At 66.2% G+C, this 19,341-nt stretch carries 17 protein-coding genes and 1 rRNA gene; 5 read left to right on the top strand and 13 right to left on the bottom strand.

Translation table 11 applies throughout. The annotated features are described in order from the left end of the window. Positions 1-4: 4 nt before the first annotated feature. Positions 5-739, bottom strand: coding sequence for an SURF1 family protein (locus tag OC373_RS09410; RefSeq protein WP_070426475.1), 735 nt, complete (start codon positions 737-739; stop codon positions 5-7). Positions 740-796: 57 nt separating this feature from the next. Between OC373_RS09410 and OC373_RS09405 the strand changes: the two genes are divergently transcribed. After that, positions 797-1,015 carry a twin transmembrane helix small protein gene (locus OC373_RS09405; RefSeq protein WP_019185993.1) on the top strand — a complete coding sequence of 73 codons (219 nt, stop codon included), beginning with the start codon at positions 797-799 and terminating at the stop codon, positions 1,013-1,015. A 40-nt stretch (positions 1,016-1,055) separates the two neighbouring features. On the opposite strand, the gene OC373_RS09400 is transcribed toward OC373_RS09405, so the two are convergent. The 6 genes from OC373_RS09400 to OC373_RS09375 all read right to left on the bottom strand — a co-directional run bounded on the left by OC373_RS09400 (position 1,056) and on the right by OC373_RS09375 (position 5,780). Continuing rightward, positions 1,056-1,931 carry a cytochrome c oxidase subunit 3 gene (locus OC373_RS09400; RefSeq protein ID WP_019185994.1) on the bottom strand — a complete coding sequence of 292 codons (876 nt, stop codon included), beginning with the start codon at positions 1,929-1,931 and terminating at the stop codon, positions 1,056-1,058. Positions 1,932-1,951: 20 nt separating this feature from the next. After that, the gene (locus OC373_RS09395) at positions 1,952-2,542 is read right to left on the bottom strand and encodes a cytochrome c oxidase assembly protein (protein ID WP_019185995.1); all 591 of its coding nucleotides are present in this window, start codon (positions 2,540-2,542) and stop codon (positions 1,952-1,954) included. Then, on the bottom strand, positions 2,539-2,673 hold the full coding sequence (locus OC373_RS09390; protein ID WP_257785228.1) for a hypothetical protein: 135 nt from the start codon (positions 2,671-2,673) through the stop codon (positions 2,539-2,541). The genes OC373_RS09395 and OC373_RS09390 overlap by 4 nt, the downstream gene beginning before the upstream one ends. Positions 2,674-2,681: 8 nt before the next feature. Continuing rightward, positions 2,682-4,292 carry a cytochrome c oxidase subunit I gene (ctaD, locus tag OC373_RS09385; protein ID WP_019185997.1) on the bottom strand — a complete coding sequence of 537 codons (1,611 nt, stop codon included), beginning with the start codon at positions 4,290-4,292 and terminating at the stop codon, positions 2,682-2,684. A gap of 64 nt (positions 4,293-4,356) precedes the next feature. Continuing rightward, positions 4,357-5,292, bottom strand: a complete 936-nt coding sequence (gene coxB, locus OC373_RS09380) for a cytochrome c oxidase subunit II (protein WP_261997569.1) — start codon at positions 5,290-5,292, stop codon at positions 4,357-4,359. A gap of 11 nt (positions 5,293-5,303) precedes the next feature. Further along, on the bottom strand, positions 5,304-5,780 hold the full coding sequence (locus tag OC373_RS09375) for a DUF2244 domain-containing protein (protein ID WP_019185999.1): 477 nt from the start codon (positions 5,778-5,780) through the stop codon (positions 5,304-5,306). A 276-nt stretch (positions 5,781-6,056) separates the two neighbouring features. Between OC373_RS09375 and putA the strand changes: the two genes are divergently transcribed. Then, complete coding sequence (gene putA / locus OC373_RS09370) at positions 6,057-9,296, top strand: bifunctional proline dehydrogenase/L-glutamate gamma-semialdehyde dehydrogenase PutA (protein ID WP_261997568.1); 3,240 nt, start codon at positions 6,057-6,059, stop codon at positions 9,294-9,296. 92 nt (positions 9,297-9,388) lie between these two features. Here putA and OC373_RS09365 read toward each other — a convergent pair whose 3' ends face one another. Continuing rightward, complete coding sequence (locus OC373_RS09365) at positions 9,389-10,033, bottom strand: hypothetical protein (RefSeq protein WP_019186001.1); 645 nt, start codon at positions 10,031-10,033, stop codon at positions 9,389-9,391. Positions 10,034-10,217: 184 nt separating this feature from the next. Beyond that, the gene (locus OC373_RS09360) at positions 10,218-11,561 is read right to left on the bottom strand and encodes an outer membrane protein transport protein (RefSeq protein ID WP_070426471.1); all 1,344 of its coding nucleotides are present in this window, start codon (positions 11,559-11,561) and stop codon (positions 10,218-10,220) included. Between the two features lie 226 nt (positions 11,562-11,787). On the opposite strand from OC373_RS09360, the gene OC373_RS09355 reads away from it, so the two are divergent. Further along, a complete protein-coding gene (locus OC373_RS09355) occupies positions 11,788-12,480 on the top strand; it encodes a rhomboid family intramembrane serine protease (RefSeq protein WP_019186003.1) in 693 nt (230 codons plus the stop codon). 22 nt (positions 12,481-12,502) lie between these two features. On the opposite strand, the gene OC373_RS09350 is transcribed toward OC373_RS09355, so the two are convergent. The 3 genes from OC373_RS09350 to OC373_RS09340 form a co-directional block, all read right to left on the bottom strand. Continuing rightward, a complete protein-coding gene (locus OC373_RS09350; protein WP_070426470.1) occupies positions 12,503-12,940 on the bottom strand; it encodes a hypothetical protein in 438 nt (145 codons plus the stop codon). 21 nt (positions 12,941-12,961) lie between these two features. Next, on the bottom strand, positions 12,962-14,443 hold the full coding sequence (locus OC373_RS09345; RefSeq protein ID WP_261997567.1) for a S41 family peptidase: 1,482 nt from the start codon (positions 14,441-14,443) through the stop codon (positions 12,962-12,964). A 127-nt stretch (positions 14,444-14,570) separates the two neighbouring features. Beyond that, on the bottom strand, positions 14,571-15,995 hold the full coding sequence (locus OC373_RS09340; RefSeq protein WP_156785732.1) for a peptidoglycan DD-metalloendopeptidase family protein: 1,425 nt from the start codon (positions 15,993-15,995) through the stop codon (positions 14,571-14,573). Here OC373_RS09340 and OC373_RS09335 point away from each other — a divergent pair. Beyond that, entirely contained in the window at positions 15,994-16,656 is a 663-nt protein-coding gene (locus OC373_RS09335; RefSeq protein ID WP_046272917.1) for a hypothetical protein, read from the top strand. The genes OC373_RS09340 and OC373_RS09335 overlap by 2 nt on opposite strands. Positions 16,657-16,710: 54 nt before the next feature. Continuing rightward, entirely contained in the window at positions 16,711-18,441 is a 1,731-nt protein-coding gene (locus OC373_RS09330; RefSeq protein WP_070426467.1) for a M28 family metallopeptidase, read from the top strand. Between the two features lie 645 nt (positions 18,442-19,086). Here OC373_RS09330 and rrf read toward each other — a convergent pair. Next, a 5S ribosomal RNA gene (gene rrf, locus OC373_RS09325) occupies positions 19,087-19,201 on the bottom strand. Positions 19,202-19,341 lie beyond the last annotated feature (140 nt).

Below are 19,341 nucleotides of genomic sequence, written 5' to 3'. Positions count from 1 at the left end.
CCGGTCAGCGCCGGGAAGTGCCACGCCGGCGGCGATGGCGTCGGAATTCCAGGACCAGCGCGACCACCAGCACGGTCAACGCCAGCCCGAACCATTGCACGGCATAGCCCAGATGGCGACTGGGCGGCAGCGTGTTGGGCAGCAGCTCCAGATCCCGCGCATATCCGCCTGGCAGCGCAGGGTCCAGCCGCAGCACGCGCACCTGCAGGCTGCCCGGCGGCAACGACAGCGCGCGCGCCATCTCTTCCGGTGGCATCCGGCTGGCCAGCCATACGCCCGGCTGCGGCGCGGGCGACAGCGCCGGGCCCAGCGCCAGGCCGGTAGCCGGCGGCGGCGCCAGCAGGCCGCTGAGGGCCGTGGGGCCGCTATGCGGGGTGATCGGCGGGATCACACGATCCGGCGGCATCGGCAGCCAGCCCAGGTCGATCAGCACCCGTGCGCCGTCATCACTCTGGAACGGTTGGTAGACCTTGATCCCGGCCCGGCCATCGCGGGTCTGGTTGTCGAGCAGCAGCGTACCCGGCAGGAAGCGGCCCCGGTCCTCCACCCAGCGCAGCACCGGCGGTGCCGCCAGCGCCTGGCGCAGCGTGAGTGACTGCGCACGCGCTGGCACCTGCTGGGCCAGCAGCGCTTCTTTTTCATGCATGCGCTGCAGTTGCCAGCGGCCGAGCTGGCAGAACGCGAGGATGACGAGTACCGCGGCGATCCAGCCGATCAGGCGTGTGTGCTTGCGCATCATGACAACGCCGGCAAAACGCGGTGATATAGGCGCACCCGCCACGCCATCGAGCCGCGCATGAATGATTCGTTGAAGACCCTGCTGGTAATCGCGTTTCTGATCGTCATCGTCTGGAATCTGGGCGCCGGGCTGTATTACCTGCTGGTCGATCGCGGCCAGACCAAGCGCACCGTCAATGCCCTCACCCGCCGCATCGCGGTGTCGGTGGCGCTGATCGTGCTGGTGGTCATCGGCATCTACAGCGGTTGGATCAAGCCCCACGGCATCGGCGGCTGAAGCCGCACCGGCGTCGATGCGGCAGGACGTCGCACCGACGCTACAGCACGTAGACGAACAGGAACAGCATCAGCCACACCACGTCGACGAAGTGCCAGTACCACGCGGCGGCTTCGAAACCGAAATGGTTGTCGCGGGTGAAATGCCCCTTCGAGGAACGCAGCCACATCACCGCCAACATGATCGTGCCGAGCAGCACGTGCACGCCGTGGAAGCCGGTGAGCATGAAGAACGTCGAGCCGTAGATGCCCGAGCCCAACGTGAGGTTGAGTTCCTTGTAGGCGTGGATGTACTCCTCCGCCTGCAGGGTGAGGAAGCCCAGGCCGAGCAGCACGGTGATGCCCAGCCAGACCAGCAGCTGGCGCCGATGCCCGGCCTTGAGCGCGTGGTGCGCGATGGTCAGGGTGACACCGGAGGTCAGCAGGATCAGCGTGTTGATCAGCGGCAGGCCCCAGGCCGGAATGGTCTGGAAATGCCCGCCGATCGCCCCGGGGCCGTTGGTGGGCCACGCCGCCGAGTAGCCATCCCACAGCAACTCGTTGGTCATCACGCCGTCGCCCGCGCCGCCCAGCCACGGCAGGCCCAGGTTGCGGGTATAGAACAGCGCGCCGAAAAATGCGCCGAAGAACATCACTTCCGAGAAGATGAACCACACCATCCCCATCCGGAACGAGCCGTCGACCTGGCGGTTGTAGCTGCCGGCCTGCGATTCGCGCACCACGTCGCTGAACCACCAGAACAGGGTCAGCACCAGCATCGCGATGCCCGCGTAGAAGGTCCACTTGCCCCAGCTGGAATCATTGAGCCAGCTGGCCACGCCGACCATCGTCACCATCATCGCGATGGAACCGATGAACGGCCATTTGCTGTGCGTGGGCACGAAGTACACGTTCGCATCGGGGCTTTGCTGGGCCATGGTCTTGGGTCCGGTCCGGATCAGGGAGCTGCACGCGCGCCGGTCGGCAGGCTGGCCGGGGCCAACTGCGCGGACAAAGCGTCGTTCTTGTAGAAGGTGTAGGACAGGGTGATCGTGGTGATGTTGGCCGGCAGGTCGGGATCGACGATGAAGCGCACCGGCATGTCGCGCTTCTCGCCGGCCTGCAGCGTCTGCGCGGTGAAGCAGAAACACTCGGTCTTGCTGAAGTAGCCCGACGCCTTGGCCGGTGCCACCGAGGGCACCGCGCTGCCGACCAGCGCGCGGTCGCTGTCATTGCGCGCGTAATACAGCGCTTCGTTGAGCTCGCCGGGCACCACGTCCATCGTCAGCTGTTCGGGATGGAACGCCCACGGCAGCTTGGAATTCACACCGCCATCGAATTCCACCCGCACCGTGCGCTTGCCGGTGGCGGCCGCCGTACCCGCCGCCGCGCCCGGGCCACGTTCCAGGCGCACGCCGAACACCTTCTCGCAGGCGATGCGGTACAGCGGCACCAGCGAGAAGGTCAGCACGAACACCGCCAGGGCCACCCCGATCAGGCGGGGCAGGCCCGCATGACGTGCGGGCGGAGCCGGGCGCGGATCGCTCATCGCCCGATCACCCCGCTGAGGATGAAGCCGGCATAGACCATCACCGCGACGATGCCGACCGCCCACGCGGTGCGGTGCGCGCGGCGGCGTTGCAGGGCCTGCTCATCCGGCGTGCGGGTGGTGGTGGTCATGAGCGGCCTCAATGGGTGATGTCGTCATGGGCCAGATCACCCGGACGGATGGTCGGCGGCGTGGTGAACGTATGGGCCGGCGCGGGCGAGGGAATCGTCCACTCCAGGCCACGCGCTCCTTCCCAGCAACGGTCGGCGGCCTTCGCGCCGTGGCGCAGCGAATGCCACAGGATCGCGGCCATCATGAAGGGCGTGACGAACATGCCGAACGCACCGATCGAACTGATCAGGTTCCAGTCGGCGAAGGCCACGCTGTAATCCGGAATACGCCGCGGCATGCCGGCCAGGCCGAGGAAGTGCTGCGGGAAGAACAGCAGGTTCACGAACACGATCGACCACCAGAAGTGCACCTTGGCCCAGGTTTCGCTGTACATGCGCCCGGTCCACTTGGGCCACCAGTAGTACACCGCAGCGATCAACCCGAACACCGCGCCGGTGACCAGCACATAGTGGAAGTGCGCGACCACGAAGTAAGTGTCGTGGTACTGGAAGTCGGCCACCACGATCGCCAGCATCAGGCCGGAGAAGCCACCGATGGTGAACAGGATGACGAAGGCCACCGCCCACAGCATTGGCGCTTCGAAAGTGAGTGAGCCACGCCACATCGTGCTGACCCAGTTGAACACCTTCACCCCGGTCGGGATGGAGATGAGCATCGTGGCGAACATGAAGTAGATTTCGCCGCCCAGCGGCATGCCCACGGTGAACATGTGGTGGGCCCAGACGATGAAGGACAGGAAGGCGATCGCGGCGATCGCGTAGACCATCGCCTGGTAACCGAACAGCGGCTTGCGGCTGAAGGTGGGGATGATCTCGCTGACCACGCCGAACGCCGGCAGGATCATGATGTAGACCTCCGGGTGCCCGAAGAACCAGAAGATGTGCTGGTACATCACCGGGTCACCGCCACCGGCGGCATTGAAGAAGCTGGTGCCGAAGAACTTGTCGGTGAGCAGCATCGTCACCGCGCCGGCGAGCACCGGCATCACCGCGATCAGCAGGAACGCGGTGATCAGCCAGGCCCAGCAGAAGATCGGCATCTTCAGCAGATCGATGCCGGGGGCGCGCATGTTGAGCACGGTGGCGATGATGTTGATCGCGCCCATGATCGAGCTGATGCCGGCCACGTGGATGGCGAATACGCTGAAGGCCACGTTGTAGCCGCCCTGCAGCGACAGCGGCGGGTACAGCGTCCAGCCACCGGCGGGGGCGCCGCCCGGCAGGAACAGGGTCAGCAGCAGCAGGCTGAAGGCCACCGGCAGCAGCCAGAACGACCAGTTGTTCATGCGCGGCAGGGCCATGTCCGGCGCGCCGATCTGCAGCGGGATCATCCAGTTGGCCAGGCCGACGAAGGCCGGCATCACGCCACCGAAGATCATCACCAGCGCATGCACGGTGGTCATCTGGTTGAAGAACTCTGGCTTGACGAACTGCAGGCCCGGTTGCGCCAGCTCAGCGCGGATGATCACGCTCATCGCCGCACCGATGATGAACATGATGAAGCTGAAAAGCAGGTAGAGCGTGCCGATGTCCTTGTGGTTGGTCGAGAAGAACCAACGCTCGAAGAACCCCTGCTGATGCCCGTGATGCCCGTCGTGGTCAACTGCGGAATGCGCCATCGCAACTACACCTCACTGTATCCGGTGGTACCCGCATCCGCCGGCTGGCGGACGCGGCTCGATTTCAGGCGTTGCTGTCTGTTGCTGCCGCGGCCGGCTCGCTGGCCGGTGCCGGAGTGGCCTCGGCCGAGGCAGCCGGCGCAGGGGCCGGTGCAGCCTCCGGTGCAGGGGCCGGCGCAGGCTTCCTGGAGGCGAGCCATTTCTGGTAATCCTCCTTGGAGACCGCCTCGACCACGATCGGCATGAAGCCGTGATCCTTGCCACACAGTTCGGCGCACTGACCGCGGTACACGCCGGGCTGCTCGATGTTGGTCCAGGCCTCGTTGATGAAGCCGGGAATCGCATCCTGCTTCCAGCCCAGCGCCGGCACCCACCATGCATGGATGACGTCGTCGGAGGTGATTACGAAGCGCACCTTGGTATCGACCGGCAGTACCAGGCGATTGTCGACATCCAGCAGGTAATGCGGATGGCTGTCGCGGGTCGGCACCACGCCACTCTGGCGGACACGGTCGGACTCACGGTCCAGGCGGCTGGTGAAGCTGACGTTCTCGCCGAGGTATTCGTACTTCCACATCCACTGATACCCGGTGACCTTGACGGTCATTTCCGAATCGCGGGTGTCGTAGAACTTGATCAGATTGGCCGTGGCCGGCCAGGCCATCACCACCAGGATGATCACCGGGATCACGGTCCAGATGACCTCGGCCTTGGTGTTGTGGCTGAAGGTGGCGGCGACCGCGCCCTTGGATTTGCGGAACTTGAAGATCGCGTAGAACAGCGCGCCGAATACCAGCACCCCGATCACGGTACAGACCCACAGCGAGAACAGGTTGGACTCCCACGCCAACCGCGAGCTCTGGGTCACCCCCTTGCCCATGTTCAATTGCCACGGTTTGGGGTCGGCCGCCTGGGCCCACGCCATGGCCGGCGCCAGCAGCGCGGCCCCGCTCAACACTGACTTCCCGAACGTCCTGCCCCACTTTCTGCATTGCTTCATTGCCTAGACCCTTAGCGTCGTCGGTTGCGGCCGTCAGTGGCCGCGAGCAAGCCTTCTAGTTTCTGAGCCAGTACCTGGCGTTCGGCCGGTGCGAGGAAGCTCCCCACGTCCACCTGCCTACCGCTGGATGCCAGCCGGACTCTGCGTTCGTCGGCGATCAGCCTCACCCAGTGCGGGTGGGCGCTGAACACCGGCGAATGCCCGGGTGCAGGAATCACTTCCACGCACGCCGGCACTACCCGGATCTCTTCCTGCCGTTCTCCACTGCGCCACACCGTGCGCAGCGCCACTGCCAGCAACACGCTGTACAGCAGAGCAAACACGGGGGCGAATACGTTGCCGGTGAACCAGCCCAGGCCGGCCGCCAGCCACATCACCCCCGCCAACACTGCAAACAACAGGACGAACTGCCGGGCATCGAGCGCCCGTGGGGGACGCAGCCGCAGTTGCGTCCCTGATCCGTCCGGAGCGATGAGCACCTCGATCATGTCGCAACCGCGTTTTTCCTGCCGCGGGAAACGTCTCGATGGTAGCCCCGCTCTCCAGCGAGTAGCAAGGGTCCATTCACAGTTTCAGGAATGTTGCAACACAGCATCGGCTGCGGCGGCCGTTTTGACGAAATCGGCACAATAACTACCAGCCGGCTCGAATCCGCCGAATCCCCCTGTATGAAAGGCTATGCGCCGCATGGGCGTGACCGCAAAAACCGCTTGACTCCCCCAGAAAACGATTAAAATGGTCAAGTTCTCCACGAGCCGACCGGCATGACTGCATCCTCTGTCCTTCCCCCTGCCCCGGCATCGTCCGGCGCTGCCCGCCCGCCGCTGCTCTCTCCTGAGCTGCCGGCGGTTCCCAATGCGTTCCGCCAGGCGATCACCGATGCCTGGTTGAAGGACGAGGCCACCCACGTGCGAGAGCTGCTGGAGCAGGCGCGCCTGCCCGCCGCCGAACAGGCGAGGGTACAGGCCACCGCCGCCGACCTGGTCAAGCGCGTGCGCGTGCGTGCCCAGGACCAGGGCGCGATCGAGGCCTTCATGCGCCAGTACGATCTGGGCAGCGAGGAAGGCGTGCTGCTGATGTGCGTGGCCGAAGCGTTGCTGCGCATTCCGGACCAGGAGACGGCCGACAAGCTGATCCGCGACAAGCTCGGCGATGCGGACTGGAAGAAGCACATGGGCGGCAGCGACTCGGTGCTGGTCAACGCCTCCACCTGGGGCCTGATGCTGACGGGGCGCCTGGTCCAGATCAACGATGCCACCCGCGCCGATGTGCCGGGCGCGTTCAAGCGCCTGATCGGTCGCGTGGGTGAGCCGGTGATCCGCCTGGCAGTGCGCCAGGCGATGAAGATCATGGGCCACCAGTTCGTCATGGGCCGCACCATCGACGAAGCGCTGTCGCGCTCGCACAAGGGCGACAACGCCAGCTACCGCTATTCGTTCGACATGCTCGGCGAAGGCGCGCTGACCATGAAGGACGCCAAGCGTTACCTGGAGGATTACCGTCGCGCGATCCATTCGATCGGCGGTGACCACAAGGCCCGCGGCGGCCGCCCGGACGGCGATGTCAATTCGGCACCGGGCATCTCGATCAAGCTCTCCGCGCTGTACCCGCGCTACGAGCATGCCAAGCGCGCACGCGTGATGGCCGACCTGGTGCCGGGCGTACTGGAACTGGCGCAGCTGGCCAAGTCCTATGGGATCGGCTGCACCGTCGATGCCGAAGAAACCGACCGCCTGGAGCTGTCGCTGGACATCATCGAGACGGTGGTCAGCGATGCCTCGCTCGCCGGCTGGGAAGGCTTCGGCGTGGTCGTGCAGTCGTACCAGAAGCGCACCCCGTACACGATCGACTACCTGGCCGATCTGGCCCGCCGCATCGGTCGTCGCCTGCAGGTGCGCCTGGTCAAGGGCGCGTACTGGGATGCGGAGATCAAGCGCGCGCAGATCGAGGGCCTGCCGGCGTACCCGGTGTTCACCCGCAAGCAGAACACCGACGTGTCCTACCTGGCCTGTGCCAAGCGCCTGTTCACGCACAGCGATGCGATCTACCCGATGTTCGCCACGCACAACGCGCACACCATCGCAGCGGTGCAGGCGATCGCCAAGGGCGGCCAGTACGAGCACCAGAAGCTGCACGGCATGGGCGATGACCTGTACGCCGAAGTGGTGCCGGCCGACCGTCTGAACGTGCCGTGCCGCGTGTACGCGCCGGTCGGTTCGCATGAAGACCTGCTGCCGTACCTGGTGCGCCGCCTGCTCGAAAACGGCGCCAATTCCAGCTTCGTCAACCGCATCACCGACGAGAACGTGGCCATCGACGACCTGATCCGCGATCCGGTGGAAGTGGTCTCCTCGTTCGCGTCCATCCCGCATCCGAAAATCCCGCTGCCGGTCGATCTGCTGCGCAGCCAGAACCATGACAGGAAGAACTCCATGGGCGTCAATCTCGCCAACGACAACGATCTGCGCGCTCTGGCCGAGCAGCTCAATGCGGCCGTGCCCGCGCCGGGTAAGAGCGGGTGGCACGCCGCGCCGCTGGTGCCCGGTGCCAACCCGACCGCTGCGCTGTTGAACGTGACCAACCCGGCCGACACCCGCCAGGTCGTCGGCCAGTGGCAGCCGGCCGACAGTGCCACCGTGGAGAAGGCCCTGGCCAACGCCGTGGCCGCGCAGCCGGCCTGGAACCGCACCCCGGCCGCCAGCCGCGCCGCAATCCTGGAACACGCGGCGGACCAGCTCGAGGCACGCCTGCCGGAGTTCATGGCACTGTGCGTCAAGGAAGCTGGCAAGAGCCTGCCCGACGGTATTGCCGAAGTGCGCGAAGCGGTCGACTTCCTGCGCTATTACGCCAAGCAGGCACGCGAGCAGTTCGGCCATGCCGAAAAGCTGCCGAGCCCGACCGGTGAATCCAACGAACTGCAGCTGCATGGCCGCGGTGTGTTCGTCTGCATCAGCCCGTGGAACTTCCCGCTGGCGATCTTCCTGGGCCAGGTCAGCGCCGCACTGGCGGCCGGCAACAGCGTGATCGCCAAGCCGGCCGAACAGACCAACCTGATCGGCTACTACGCGGTGAAGCTGCTGCTCGACGCCGGCGTGCCCGAAGGCGTTGTGCAGTTCCTGCCGGGCGACGGTGCGACCGTCGGCGCCGCGCTGACCGCCGACCCGCGCGTGGCCGGCGTGGCCTTCACCGGCTCGACCGATACCGCCCGTGCGATCAACCGTGCGATGGCCGCGCGCGACGCCGCGATCGGTGTGCTGATCGCCGAAACCGGCGGCCAGAACGCCTTCATCGCCGACTCCTCGGCGCTGCCAGAGCAGCTGGTCAAGGATGCGATCGGGTCGGCCTTCACCTCCGCCGGCCAGCGCTGCTCGGCCGCGCGCGTGCTGTTCGTGCAGGACGACATCGCCGACAAGGTGATGACCATGCTGTCCGGCGCGATGGCCGAGCTGAAGGTCGGTGACCCGGGCCTGCTCTCCACGGACGTCGGCCCGGTGATCGATGCCGATGCGCTGCAGATCCTCAAGGACCATGCCGTGCGCATGGAGAAGGAAGCGCGCCTGATCGCCGCCGCCTCGCTGAGCGAGGAAGCGGCACACGGCACCTTCTTCGCACCGCGTGCTTACGAGCTGAAGAACCTGGACCAGCTGCACAGGGAAATCTTCGGGCCGGTGCTGCACGTGATCCGCTGGAAGGGCGACCAGCTCGATGCGGTGATCGACCAGATCAACGCCACCGGCTACGGCCTCACCCTGGGCGTGCATTCGCGCATCGATGAAACCGTGGACCGCATTTCCTCGCGCATCAACGTGGGCAACGTGTACGTCAACCGCAACCAGATCGGCGCGGTGGTCGGCGTGCAGCCGTTCGGCGGCCAGGGCCTGTCCGGTACCGGCCCGAAGGCCGGCGGCCCGCACTACCTGCTGCGCTTCGCCACCGAAAAGACCGTCACCGTGAACACCACGGCGGCCGGCGGCAATGCCTCGCTGCTGACCCTGGGCGACTGATTCCAGCGCACATGCGTTGAACGAAAAACCCCGCGAAAGCGGGGTTTTTTGTGGCCTGGAAGCTGGCACAGATTGCCGGCCAGCGGCCGGCACTACTGCTCGATGGACTCGATCTCATCGCGCATCAGCAGTTCGCTGCCCATGTAGCGCTCGAACTTGATGCGGCCGAAGCCGGCGGCGTACCACGCCTCGATACGGTTGTCTTCGAAGGTCGCCGTGACATGGCAGGTATCCTTGAACGTCCGCGGCTGGTCGCCGACTTCCGTCTCCAGATCTTCGAAGCCGACGAAGGTGTAATCGGAGAAGCCGTCGTAGTCGATCGGCTCGACCGTCTCGTCGACATGGTTCGTGCGCTCGCCCTTGCCGTTGACCTCGAACCGATCGCCTGGCTTGGCGCTCTGCGGGAACGTCGGCGCGGGCTTGAAGATGTCGGTCATCACCGGCCTGGACGCGTCGCCACCCCAAGCGGAAATGCCCAGGCGCTCCTGGCCGAGAAGCTGGCGCCCGCTGGCGTCGTAATAGCTGGCCGTGCCAACCCCACCACCGGCGCTGCTCACCTTGATCGCCTCCTGCCCGGCGAACGTGGCCTTCTCGATGGTCAGCGTTTCATCGCTGCTGGACCACGACAGGCCCGGGGTCAAGGTAAAACAGGCGGCGAACTCCGGCGCGGCGATGGCGGGCAGCGAGAGACCGGCCAGGCCAAGAGCAAGCGTGGAGCGCAGCAGCAGAGACGACATATACAGATCCTTGTCAGTAGGCACGGGACGGCAGGGGCGCAGTCCGGGCGGGGATTGTACGTCGTGATCGCGGATCCCACCGTGCTGCGGCAGTCGATCCGCAAGCGCCTCAACGCGACCAACAAAAAACCCCGCTTTCGCGGGGTTTTCTGCTACTGCGTTCAACCGTTCAGTGCTGCGTCGATCAGAACTTGTAGTTGAACGACGCGGCCAGCACGTCGCCACGGACCTTGTACTTGCCGTTGAGCGAGTTGCCCTGGTTGTTGGTGGTGCCACCGATGATCACGTCCGGATCCTTGGTGAACAGGTGGGTGTAACCGAAGTTGTATTCGGTGTTCGCCGACGGGGTCCAGCCCACGCCCAGCGACAGCCACTTGCGGCTGGTATCGGGCACGCGCACGTCGCGGTGAGCGTTGGTGGTCGGGGTCTGGTCCAGCGCGATACCGCCACGCAGGGTCACCGTGTCGCTCAGCTTGTAATCGGTACCCAGCGAGACGAAGGTCGTATCGCGGTAGCCGAACTCCAGCACCGAATCGGGTTGCGCCGACGCGAAGTCGATGGTGACCTGGTCGAACGCGGTCGACCAGGCAGTGCGGGTGACATCACCCATCACGGTCCAGCGGTCGTTGACGTTGTGGGTGACGCTCAGGGTAGCCGAGGCCGGCAGGGTCAGCGTGGCCTTGCCCGAGGTGCTCACGAAGCGGCCCGGCTGGGCGACGGCCAGCACGGCAGCAGCGTTCTGCGGCACATCGAAGGTGGCATCGCCGCCGGTGATCTTGTGCTCGACCTTGGAACGGTAGCTGATGCCGATGTGGGTGTTCTCATCGGGGCTGAACAAGCCACCGACGGTCCAGCCCACGGCATTGTTGTCACCTTCCACGGTCAACTTGCCGTCGGCGCTGCCCGGGGCAAAGCCCGGCACGCGCGACTGCGCCAGCGCGGTGCCGAAGTCGATCTGGTTGCTCAGCTCGATGGTCAGGTGCTCGACGAACACGGACGCACCGAAGGACACGTACGGGTTGACGTCATACGAAGCCGCGAAGCCCAGGTCGATGGCCTTCATGTCGGTCTTCAGGCCGCTGTAACGGCCGACCCAGCCATTGTCGTAATCGGTCTTGAAGCCGAACGGGGCGGTCAGCGAGACGCCGAAGTGGGCCTTTTCGCCGATCGGCATATGGAAGTAGGCGGCCGGAACCGGGGCGATCATGCCGGCGTCGCCGCCGTCACCGCCGGTCTGCGGCTGGCCGGTCGGCTTGCGGCCGGTGCCCTTGAACTTGGCCGAGAAGCTGATGGCGCTCAGGTCGCCCTGGACCTGCATGCCCTCGAGCTGGCGCATGCCGGCCGGGTTGACGGCCATGATCGAGGCGTCGCCGGCGGCGCTGCCGGAACCGGCGAAGGCGCGGCCGAGGCCCTTGGCGCTGTTTTCCTTCAGCTGGAAGGCGGCAGCGTGGACGTGGCCCACGGCCAGGACACCGGCAATGCCGACGGCCAGGGCGGTGACGCGGGCAAGAGTGGAAGCGGTATGCATTGTTGGTTCTCTCCGGAAAGCGGTGATGTTGGCAACGCGCGCCTGCGCCGCCCCTCCCCTTGATGGGTCAGGACAACGCGCCGGATTCCCCTCCCGACATACGACGCCGTATGCGAGTATACCGAGAGCGGTTAATGAAACAATAACGTGCGTCGCCCTTGTGGCTATTCATGCTGAACACGACATATCCCCGTCAGGTCAGCCTCCGCGCTAGGCTAGTGCCCGCATGTTCGTGTCGACCCCCTCCCGCAAGAAAGCCGCCTACCGCTGGGCCACCCCCCTGCTGTTCGCGGCGCTATGGGTCGCGTTCCTGTGGTCGATCTCCCGGCCGGACGACGCCCGGCGCAGCCTGTGGATGGACTGGGGCGCGCTTTCCACCGGCCTGACCCACCCGCTGGACTGGTGGGCGACCCTGCAGGACGGCAGCGTGCTGCGGCTGTTCACCGCGCTGTTCCTGCATGCGGACTGGTCGCACCTGCTGGGCAACCTGGTGTTCCTGCTGATCTTCGGGCTGCCGGCCGAGCGCGTGCTGGGCCCATGGCGGCTGATGCTGCTGTTCCTGGTCGGCGGGGCGATCTCGAATCTGACCGCGATCTACACCATGGGCAGCCCGGACCAGATCATCATCGGGGCCAGCGGCGCGGTGTCGGCCCTGATCGGCGCCTATCTGGCGCTGTTCCCGGGCGCGCGGCTGGGCGTGGTGATTCCGCTGGGCCTGTTCCTGGAATTCGTGCGTGCTCCGGCCTATCTGCTGATCGGTGTCTGGGCGGCGCTGCAGGTGGTCTTCGCCTACATCGGCCCGACCTTCGGCATGGTCGCCTGGTGGGCCCACATCGCCGGCTTCGTGTTCGGGCTCGGCTATGGCGTGTATGTGCGTGCGGCGATCGCGCGGCGGCTGCGCAAGCGGCACGGGTTTTGATATCGGGGACGGCGCGTTCGCGTCAGTCCGAGCGAGAGACAGCCCCCGAGGGGTCGAGCGAAGCGATCAGCAATTCGTTGTGATGCGTATCGAAAACTAGCGTGCGCCCATCTGGCGACGCAACGAAGTACTCGAAGAACGGTAGTGCTTCCAGCAACGCGATGAGCTCATCCCGACCCAGCACCCACATCGGCCAAGGCGCGGGTTCCTCGTCGGTTGCGACCAGCACTACTTCTTCCAGTGGCAGCGCGGTCAGCACTTCGTTGAGGAGAGCCAATCCGGCGCTGCCATCTTCATACGGCATCCTGCGGGGCGGGCGGGAGAGCCCGGCCCACCAGTAGACGCGATCGCCATCGATGCCATGGAGCGCGGCCACAGTGCCCAATTGCATTGCCCTCTCGTCTTCGGATAGCGCGGCGGAGCGGGTCAATGCCGCGATCTGATCAAACAGGTCCGTCATGGCGAGTATTGGGTGGCTTGGTCAGGGCTTGATCGGTGCCGTCGAGGCCGGAGCTTCCGGCTCGGCCGGTGCGGGCGTAGCCGGTGCAGCCGCAGGCTGTTCGGCTGGCTTCGTATCTGCCGGCTTCGCCTCTACCGGCTTGACCGCTGCCGTTGACGGCTTGGCCGCCGGCTTCTTCGCCGCCTCCGCCTTCTGCCTGGCCAGCACCGAACCGGGTTGCTTCAACTCGGCCAGGGCATCGTTGATCGGGCCATCGCCCGGCAGCACGTCACCGGCCTTGTAGCCTTCGGTGCCTTCCTCGTCACCGCGCAGGTGCCCGGGCAGCGTGGCTTCGCTGTAGTCGGTCAGGCTGGCCGGCAGGTCATCATCGCCAGCACGCTTTTCCGGCTGCAGCAGCACATCGGGAATGATGCCGGTGGCCTGGATCGACTTGCCGCTCGGCGTGAAATACCGCGCGGTGGTGAGTTTCACCGAGTCCCCGTTGTCCAGCGGCAGTACGGTCTGCACCGAGCCCTTGCCGAAGGTGCGGCTGCCGACCACGCGCGCGCGGCCGTTGTCGCGCAGGGCGCCGGCCAGCACCTCGGAGGCACTGGCCGAGCCGGCGTCGGCCAGCACCACGACCGGCGCGCCCTTGAGCAGATCGCCCGGCGTTGCATCGAAACGGGCATCGCTGATCGAGATGCGGCCACGGGTACTGACGATGTTGCCCTTCTCGAGCAGGTCGTCGGCCACCTGCACGGCGGCGGTCAGTAGGCCACCCGGGTTGCTGCGCAGGTCCAGCACCAGCCCCTTGAGCTTGCCACCGGCCTGCTGCTGCAACTGGGCAACGTGCTTCTGGAAATCGGCACCGGTGTCGGCCTGGAAGGTGCTCAGGCGGATGTAGCCGTAACCGGGTTCAAGCATCCGGCTGCGCACGCTGGTCACGCGGATCGTCTCGCGGGTGACGCTGACATCGAACGGCTTGGGCTTGCCTTCGCGCACCAGGGTCAGCACGACCTTGGTGCCGGCCACGCCGCGCAGCGGCTCGGTGGCCTCGATCGCACTGATCGGCTTGCCGTCGATGGCGATGATCAGGTCGCCAGCGAGGATGCCCGCGCGTGCGGCCGGGGTGTCGTCGATCGGCGAGATCACTTTCAGGCTGCTGTTGTCGGGCTGCTGCTGCAGCTCCACGCCGATGCCGTCGTAGGCGCCGTTGGCCTGCTCATCGAAGGCTTCGGCGTCTTCCTTGTCGAAATAGGTGCTGTGCGGATCCAGATCCAGCAGCAGGCCACGGATGGCGGACTGCATCAGCTTCTTGTCATCGACCGGGTCGACGTAGGCGGCGCGCACCGCGTTGTACACGGCCACATAACGGCGGATCTCTTCCAACGGAACCCGTGAGGTCACCGCTTCTTCCGTGGTGGCCGCATCGGCCCCGCGTGCCGGCGCTTCGGCGGTCTGCTGCGCCCAGGACACCGCGGGCAACAGGGCCAGCAGCAAGGTGGCGGAACGGGCTACGCGCATGAAGCACTCCAGGATGAGCGGGGGACGGTTGAGCCACGCACCGGGGTGCGTCGCCCGATTATGCGCGAAGCGACGATAAATTCCCGTTGAACCCCGCCCCTGGCGGTGCGCTGCTGTTGTGCGCGGTTTATCGCCGCTGCAGCCAGCTGCCCGGGTCGACCGGCTGGCCATTGCGGCGCAGCTCGAAGTACAGCGCGGTCACGCCCTGCCCACCCGAGTTACCGACCTTGGCCACGGCCTCGCCCTTCTTCACCGTGGCGCCGGCATCACGCAGCAGGGTGTCGTTGTGGGCGTACAGGCTCATGTAGCCGTTGCCGTGGTCGACGATCAGGATCATGCCGTAGCCGGTCATCCAGTCGGAGAACACCACGGTGCCATCGGCGACGGCGGTGATCGTGCTGCCCGCTGGCGCACCGATCAGCACGCCGCTGCTGGTGCGGCCATCGGGCAGCTTGCCGCCATAGCGGGCGAGCAGATTGCCGGACAGCGGCCAGCCCAGGCCGCCCACCTTCGGGGCCGGTGCGGAAGCGACCGCAGGGGGCGTCTTGGTCGCCCGCGGCGGCGGCCGCGTGCCACTGGCGGCAGCAGCGCGATCAGCCTTCTCGGCAGCGGCTTTTTCCGCAGCGGCCCGGCGCGCGGCAGCGCGCCGTTCCGCCTCGGCACGTGCAGCGGCGGCACGCAGATTCGCGAGCAGCGTTTCCAGTGCCTTGGCGTCCTGGCCCAGCGCCTTCTCACGCTCGCTGCGGTCCTTGTAGCGCTCATCCAGCGTGGCAACCGTGGCCGCCCGCTCGCGGCGGTCATCGGCCAACGTGGCCACCTGCTGTTTCTGCTGTTGGCGGGTGCCTTCCAGCGCCTTGCGCCGCTCGACGATCTCCGCCTCCACGCGCTGCAGTTCGGTGAGGTCGGCCGTCAGCGACTGGATCCGCTGCGCGCGCTCGCGCTGCAGGTAGCGGTGGTAGGCCAGGCTGCGGTTCGCATCGGCAACACGGTCCTGCGACAGCAGCAGCTTCAGCGGTGCGTTGTTGCCGATGCGATAGGCCGCGCGCAGCAGCGAGGCCAGCTCCGTGCGCTGCTGTTCCAGCCCGGCCTGCAGCGCATCGCGCTTGGCCTGCAGTTCGTTCATGGCGCGGGTTTCGCGCTGCAGCGCGGTTTCGGTCTGGGCCAGTACGCGCCCGGTGCGGGCCACCTTCTCATCGGCTTCGCGCAGCTGGCGCGATGCCTGCCCACGCTGGCCTTCCAGCGTCCGCCGTTCCTGGGCCACGCCCTTGAGCTCGCTGCGCAGCTTCTGCAGCTTGCGCTCGGCCTCCTTGGACGATTGCGCGGCCAGCGGGCTGGCGCCGAGCACGGCCACTGCCAGCACGAGGGCACGCAACGCCGGGCTCAGCCACTGCGTGCGACCGCGTCCATCGGTCGGATTGTTATCCCGGCGTGAGGAAAAGGCGTTGTGGCGCAAGGGCTTTCCAGTGACTTCAGGCAGATGCGGATTGCAACGATGCATGGTGACATTCCTGCAGGCGGCCTGCCAGCCGCGCTCCACCATCGAGGTTCCCATGAAACGCTCCCTGCTCCCGCTGCTGCTGGCCCTGACGCTGCCCTGTGCGCCGGCCTTGGCAAGCGACAACATCAGCAAGGTCAACGGCAGCATCTCCGCCGAAGCCGGTCAGACCTACGGCAATCTGGAGACCGTCAACGGCGGCATCAAGGTCGCCGAAGGCGCTGTGACGGGTCGTATCGAAACCGTCAACGGCGGCATCCGCGTGGCTGATCGCGCGCGCACCGGGGGAATATCCACGGTCAACGGCAGCGTGCGGGTCGGACGCGAAGTGATTGCCAGCGGCGGCGTGGACACCGTCAACGGCGGCATCTTCCTGGACCGTGGTACCCAGATCGACGGCAGCCTTGAAACCGTCAACGGCAGCATCGGCCTGGTCGAAACGCGCGTGGCGCGCGGCATCGAGACCGTCAACGGAGACATCACCGTTGGCGTGGGCTCGCAGGTGGAGGGCGGGATCGAGGTCAAGAAACCGAACTTCAACCTGTCGCTGACGCCCGGCCGCAAGCCGCGCGTGATCATCGGCCCGAACGCGTCGGTCAACGGACCGCTGCAGTTCGAGCGCGAGGTCACCCTGTACGTGCACCGCACGGCCCGCGTCGGACCGGTCAGTGGCGCGGTGGCCGTTCCCTTCGATACCGACACCGCGCCGCAGGATTGATATTGTGGCTGCTGGTGCCGCACGCACCCGCCTTTCCCGTTCCAGGAACCGATGATGCCCCGCAAACTTCTGTTGTGCCTTGCCGCTGCCGCTGCGTTGACCGCGTGCAAGGGCGAATCCGCCGCGCCCACCGCGGCCCCCGCCACCGACGCGGCACCGACCGCGCCGGGCCATGCGTTCTCGCCCGAGATCAATGCCGGCGACTTCGCCGAGCTGGTCAAGACCCTGGCCTCGGATGAGTTCGAAGGCCGTTCGCCGGGCAGCAAGGGCGAAGAGTTGACCGTCAATTACATCCGCGACCAGATGCAGCGCATCGGCCTGCAGCCGGGCAACGGCGACAGCTGGTTCCAGGACGTGGCGATGACCGAGACCACCGCCGATGAGTCGACCGTGCTCAAGCTGGACCAGGCCGGCAAGACCCGCGAGCTGACCTTCGGCACCGACATGGTGATCGGCACCCGCAGCGGCCAGCCGGAGGTGAAGGTCCAGGACAGCGATCTGGTGTTCGTGGGCTACGGTGTGGACGCACCGGAGCAGAAGTGGAACGACTATGCCGGCCAGGACTGGAAGGGCAAGACGGTCGTGATGTTCGTCAACGACCCGGGCTTCCACGTCAACGACGAGAAGCTGTTCGACGGCAAGCGCATGACCTATTACGGCCGCTGGACCTACAAGTTCGAGGAGGCCGCACGCAAGGGCGCTGCTGCCGCACTGATCGTGCACGACACCGCCGGTGCGTCGTACGGCTGGGACGTGGTCAAGAACTCGTGGGCCGGCCCGCAGTACGACCTGCCGGCCAAGGATGATCCGGAAGCGCGCCTGCCCGCACAGGGCTGGTTGAGCGCCGAGGCCGCGCGTCAGCTGTTCGCCGAGGCCGGCCTGGACCTGGACAAGGCCTACAAGGACGCCAGCAAGCGCGGCTTCAAGCCGGTCCCGCTGAAGGCCAAGGTCTCCTTCGACCTGAAGAGCACCATCGCCGAGAAGAAGTCGCGCAACGTGGTCGGCGTCCTGCCCGGCAGCAAGCGGGCCGACGAGGCCGTGCTGTACATGGCGCACTGGGATCACCTGGGCAAGCACGAGGGTGAGCAGGGCGACAACATCTACAACGGTGCCGTCGACAACGCGACCGGCGTGGCCGGCATCCTGGAAGTCGCTGACGCGATGGTCCACCAGCAGCCGGCACCGGAGCGTTCGGTGGTGTTCCTGGCGGTGACGCTGGAAGAGTCCGGCCTGCTCGGCTCGAAGTACTACGTCAGCCACCCGACCTTCCCGCTGGACAAGATCGCCGGCGTGATCAACATCGATGCGATGTCGGTGGCCGGCCGCGCCAAGGACATGACCGTGACCGGTTTCGGCAGCTCCGAGCTGGAGGACATCCTCAAGCCGCTGGCCGCGAATCAGGGCCGCACCCTGCACGGCGAGACCGCGGTGCAGAGCGGCTTCTACTTCCGTTCGGATCATTTCAACTTCGCCAAGGCGGGGGTGCCGGCGCTGTATGCCGACGGTGGTGAGGATCTGCGCGACGGCGGTGTCGAGGCTGGCCGCAAGGCGGCCGAAGACTACGGCAGCCACCGTTACCACGGCCCCAAGGATGAGTTCGATCCGGCCACCTGGAAGCTGGACGGCACGGTCGAGGACCTGCAGCTGCTGTACGGGGTTGGCAAGGAACTGGCCGGCGGCGATCGTTGGCCGAACTGGTACGAAGGCAATCCGTTCAAGGCGGCACGCGATGCGATGATGAAGGGCAAGGGCGCTGAGGCGCCGGCCGCGGAGTCTGCGCGCTGAGCGGTTGGTTGCAGTGACGTGATCTTTGCTTCATGAAAACGGCGCCTTTCGGGGCGCCGTTTTTTTTGGGTCTTTTCCTCTCCGCGTAGCGAGTGTGGGCGAGCTGTGCGTCTCTCCAAGAGCAGCGGCGGCTGGGTTGGTCGGGCGGTGGGTCGCGATACCCTTGCCGGCGAATGTCCCCCGGGGTCGGCCTGTGGCCGCCCCCTCCTCCTTGAGTTCGCCCACAAGGGCATCGCGACCCACGTGTGGAGACCACTGGCGCCGCACAGCAGCAGCGCGATCAGCGAGTGTGGATTGATTTGTCAGTCCTCACACAGCACGCGGAGCGCCGTAGCGGCCGGTAGGCGCCTGGGCAAAATCAAGGAGGGGGGCGTCGCCGTCAGGCGGCGGCCGGGGGACATTTGCCGAGGGGCCTGCCGGTCGCTACGCGGGCCTTACGCTCGCGGAAGATGCAAGCGGAGACGCCACCATTCCCAAACCGCAGAACTGCCCAGCGAGACCCGCCGCACTACTGCTCAGCGAGACCCGCCGCACTACTGCATGACCGTGCTCATCTGCTGTGGCACGTGAAATGAGACGCTCCCATCCGTTGGGAGAAGGACAAAAAAAACCCCGCTGCGTGAGCAGCGGGGTTCTGGGTGTAAACCCTGGCGATGACCTACTCTCGCATGGCTTAGGCCACACTACCATCGGCGCAGCTGCGTTTCACTTCCGAGTTCGGGATGGGATCGGGTGGTGCCACAGCGCTAATTTCACCAGGGAGACGGTTGGAGCAGCGCGATGCGCCAGCTCAGCAGAGGTCTCTTCCGAGAAACAGATGCCTGCAAAAACCAGGTGCCTGCAATAAAAGAAAACCCCGCTGCGTGAGCAGCGGGGTTTTCGGGTAAAAACCCTGGCGAT

It is taken from the genome of Stenotrophomonas sp. Ste96, from assembly GCF_024519495.1.
Classification (GTDB): Bacteria; Pseudomonadota; Gammaproteobacteria; order Xanthomonadales; family Xanthomonadaceae; genus Stenotrophomonas; species Stenotrophomonas bentonitica_A.
This window is presented reverse-complemented; position numbering and strand designations above follow the sequence as displayed.

Excerpts from the sequence above, each read along its gene's own strand:
- OC373_RS09400 (WP_019185994.1), bottom strand. The coding sequence starts at position 1,931 with ATGGCCCAGCAAAGCCCCGATGCGAACGTGTACTTCGTGCCCACGCAC.
- OC373_RS09335 (WP_046272917.1), top strand. The coding sequence starts at position 15,994 with ATGAAACGCTCCCTGCTCCCGCTGCTGCTGGCCCTGACGCTGCCCTGT.
- OC373_RS09410 (WP_070426475.1), bottom strand. The coding sequence starts at position 739 with ATGATGCGCAAGCACACACGCCTGATCGGCTGGATCGCCGCGGTACTC.
- putA (WP_261997568.1), top strand. The coding sequence starts at position 6,057 with ATGACTGCATCCTCTGTCCTTCCCCCTGCCCCGGCATCGTCCGGCGCT.
- OC373_RS09360 (WP_070426471.1), bottom strand. The coding sequence starts at position 11,561 with ATGCATACCGCTTCCACTCTTGCCCGCGTCACCGCCCTGGCCGTCGGC.
- coxB (WP_261997569.1), bottom strand. The coding sequence starts at position 5,292 with ATGAAGCAATGCAGAAAGTGGGGCAGGACGTTCGGGAAGTCAGTGTTG.
- OC373_RS09390 (WP_257785228.1), bottom strand. The coding sequence starts at position 2,673 with ATGACCACCACCACCCGCACGCCGGATGAGCAGGCCCTGCAACGCCGC.
- OC373_RS09365 (WP_019186001.1), bottom strand. The coding sequence starts at position 10,033 with ATGTCGTCTCTGCTGCTGCGCTCCACGCTTGCTCTTGGCCTGGCCGGT.
- OC373_RS09330 (WP_070426467.1), top strand. The coding sequence starts at position 16,711 with ATGCCCCGCAAACTTCTGTTGTGCCTTGCCGCTGCCGCTGCGTTGACC.
- OC373_RS09375 (WP_019185999.1), bottom strand. The coding sequence starts at position 5,780 with ATGATCGAGGTGCTCATCGCTCCGGACGGATCAGGGACGCAACTGCGG.
- OC373_RS09395 (WP_019185995.1), bottom strand. The coding sequence starts at position 2,542 with ATGAGCGATCCGCGCCCGGCTCCGCCCGCACGTCATGCGGGCCTGCCC.
- OC373_RS09345 (WP_261997567.1), bottom strand. The coding sequence starts at position 14,443 with ATGCGCGTAGCCCGTTCCGCCACCTTGCTGCTGGCCCTGTTGCCCGCG.
- OC373_RS09355 (WP_019186003.1), top strand. The coding sequence starts at position 11,788 with ATGTTCGTGTCGACCCCCTCCCGCAAGAAAGCCGCCTACCGCTGGGCC.
- OC373_RS09350 (WP_070426470.1), bottom strand. The coding sequence starts at position 12,940 with ATGACGGACCTGTTTGATCAGATCGCGGCATTGACCCGCTCCGCCGCG.
- OC373_RS09405 (WP_019185993.1), top strand. The coding sequence starts at position 797 with ATGAATGATTCGTTGAAGACCCTGCTGGTAATCGCGTTTCTGATCGTC.
- ctaD (WP_019185997.1), bottom strand. The coding sequence starts at position 4,292 with ATGGCGCATTCCGCAGTTGACCACGACGGGCATCACGGGCATCAGCAG.
- OC373_RS09340 (WP_156785732.1), bottom strand. The coding sequence starts at position 15,995 with ATGGGAACCTCGATGGTGGAGCGCGGCTGGCAGGCCGCCTGCAGGAAT.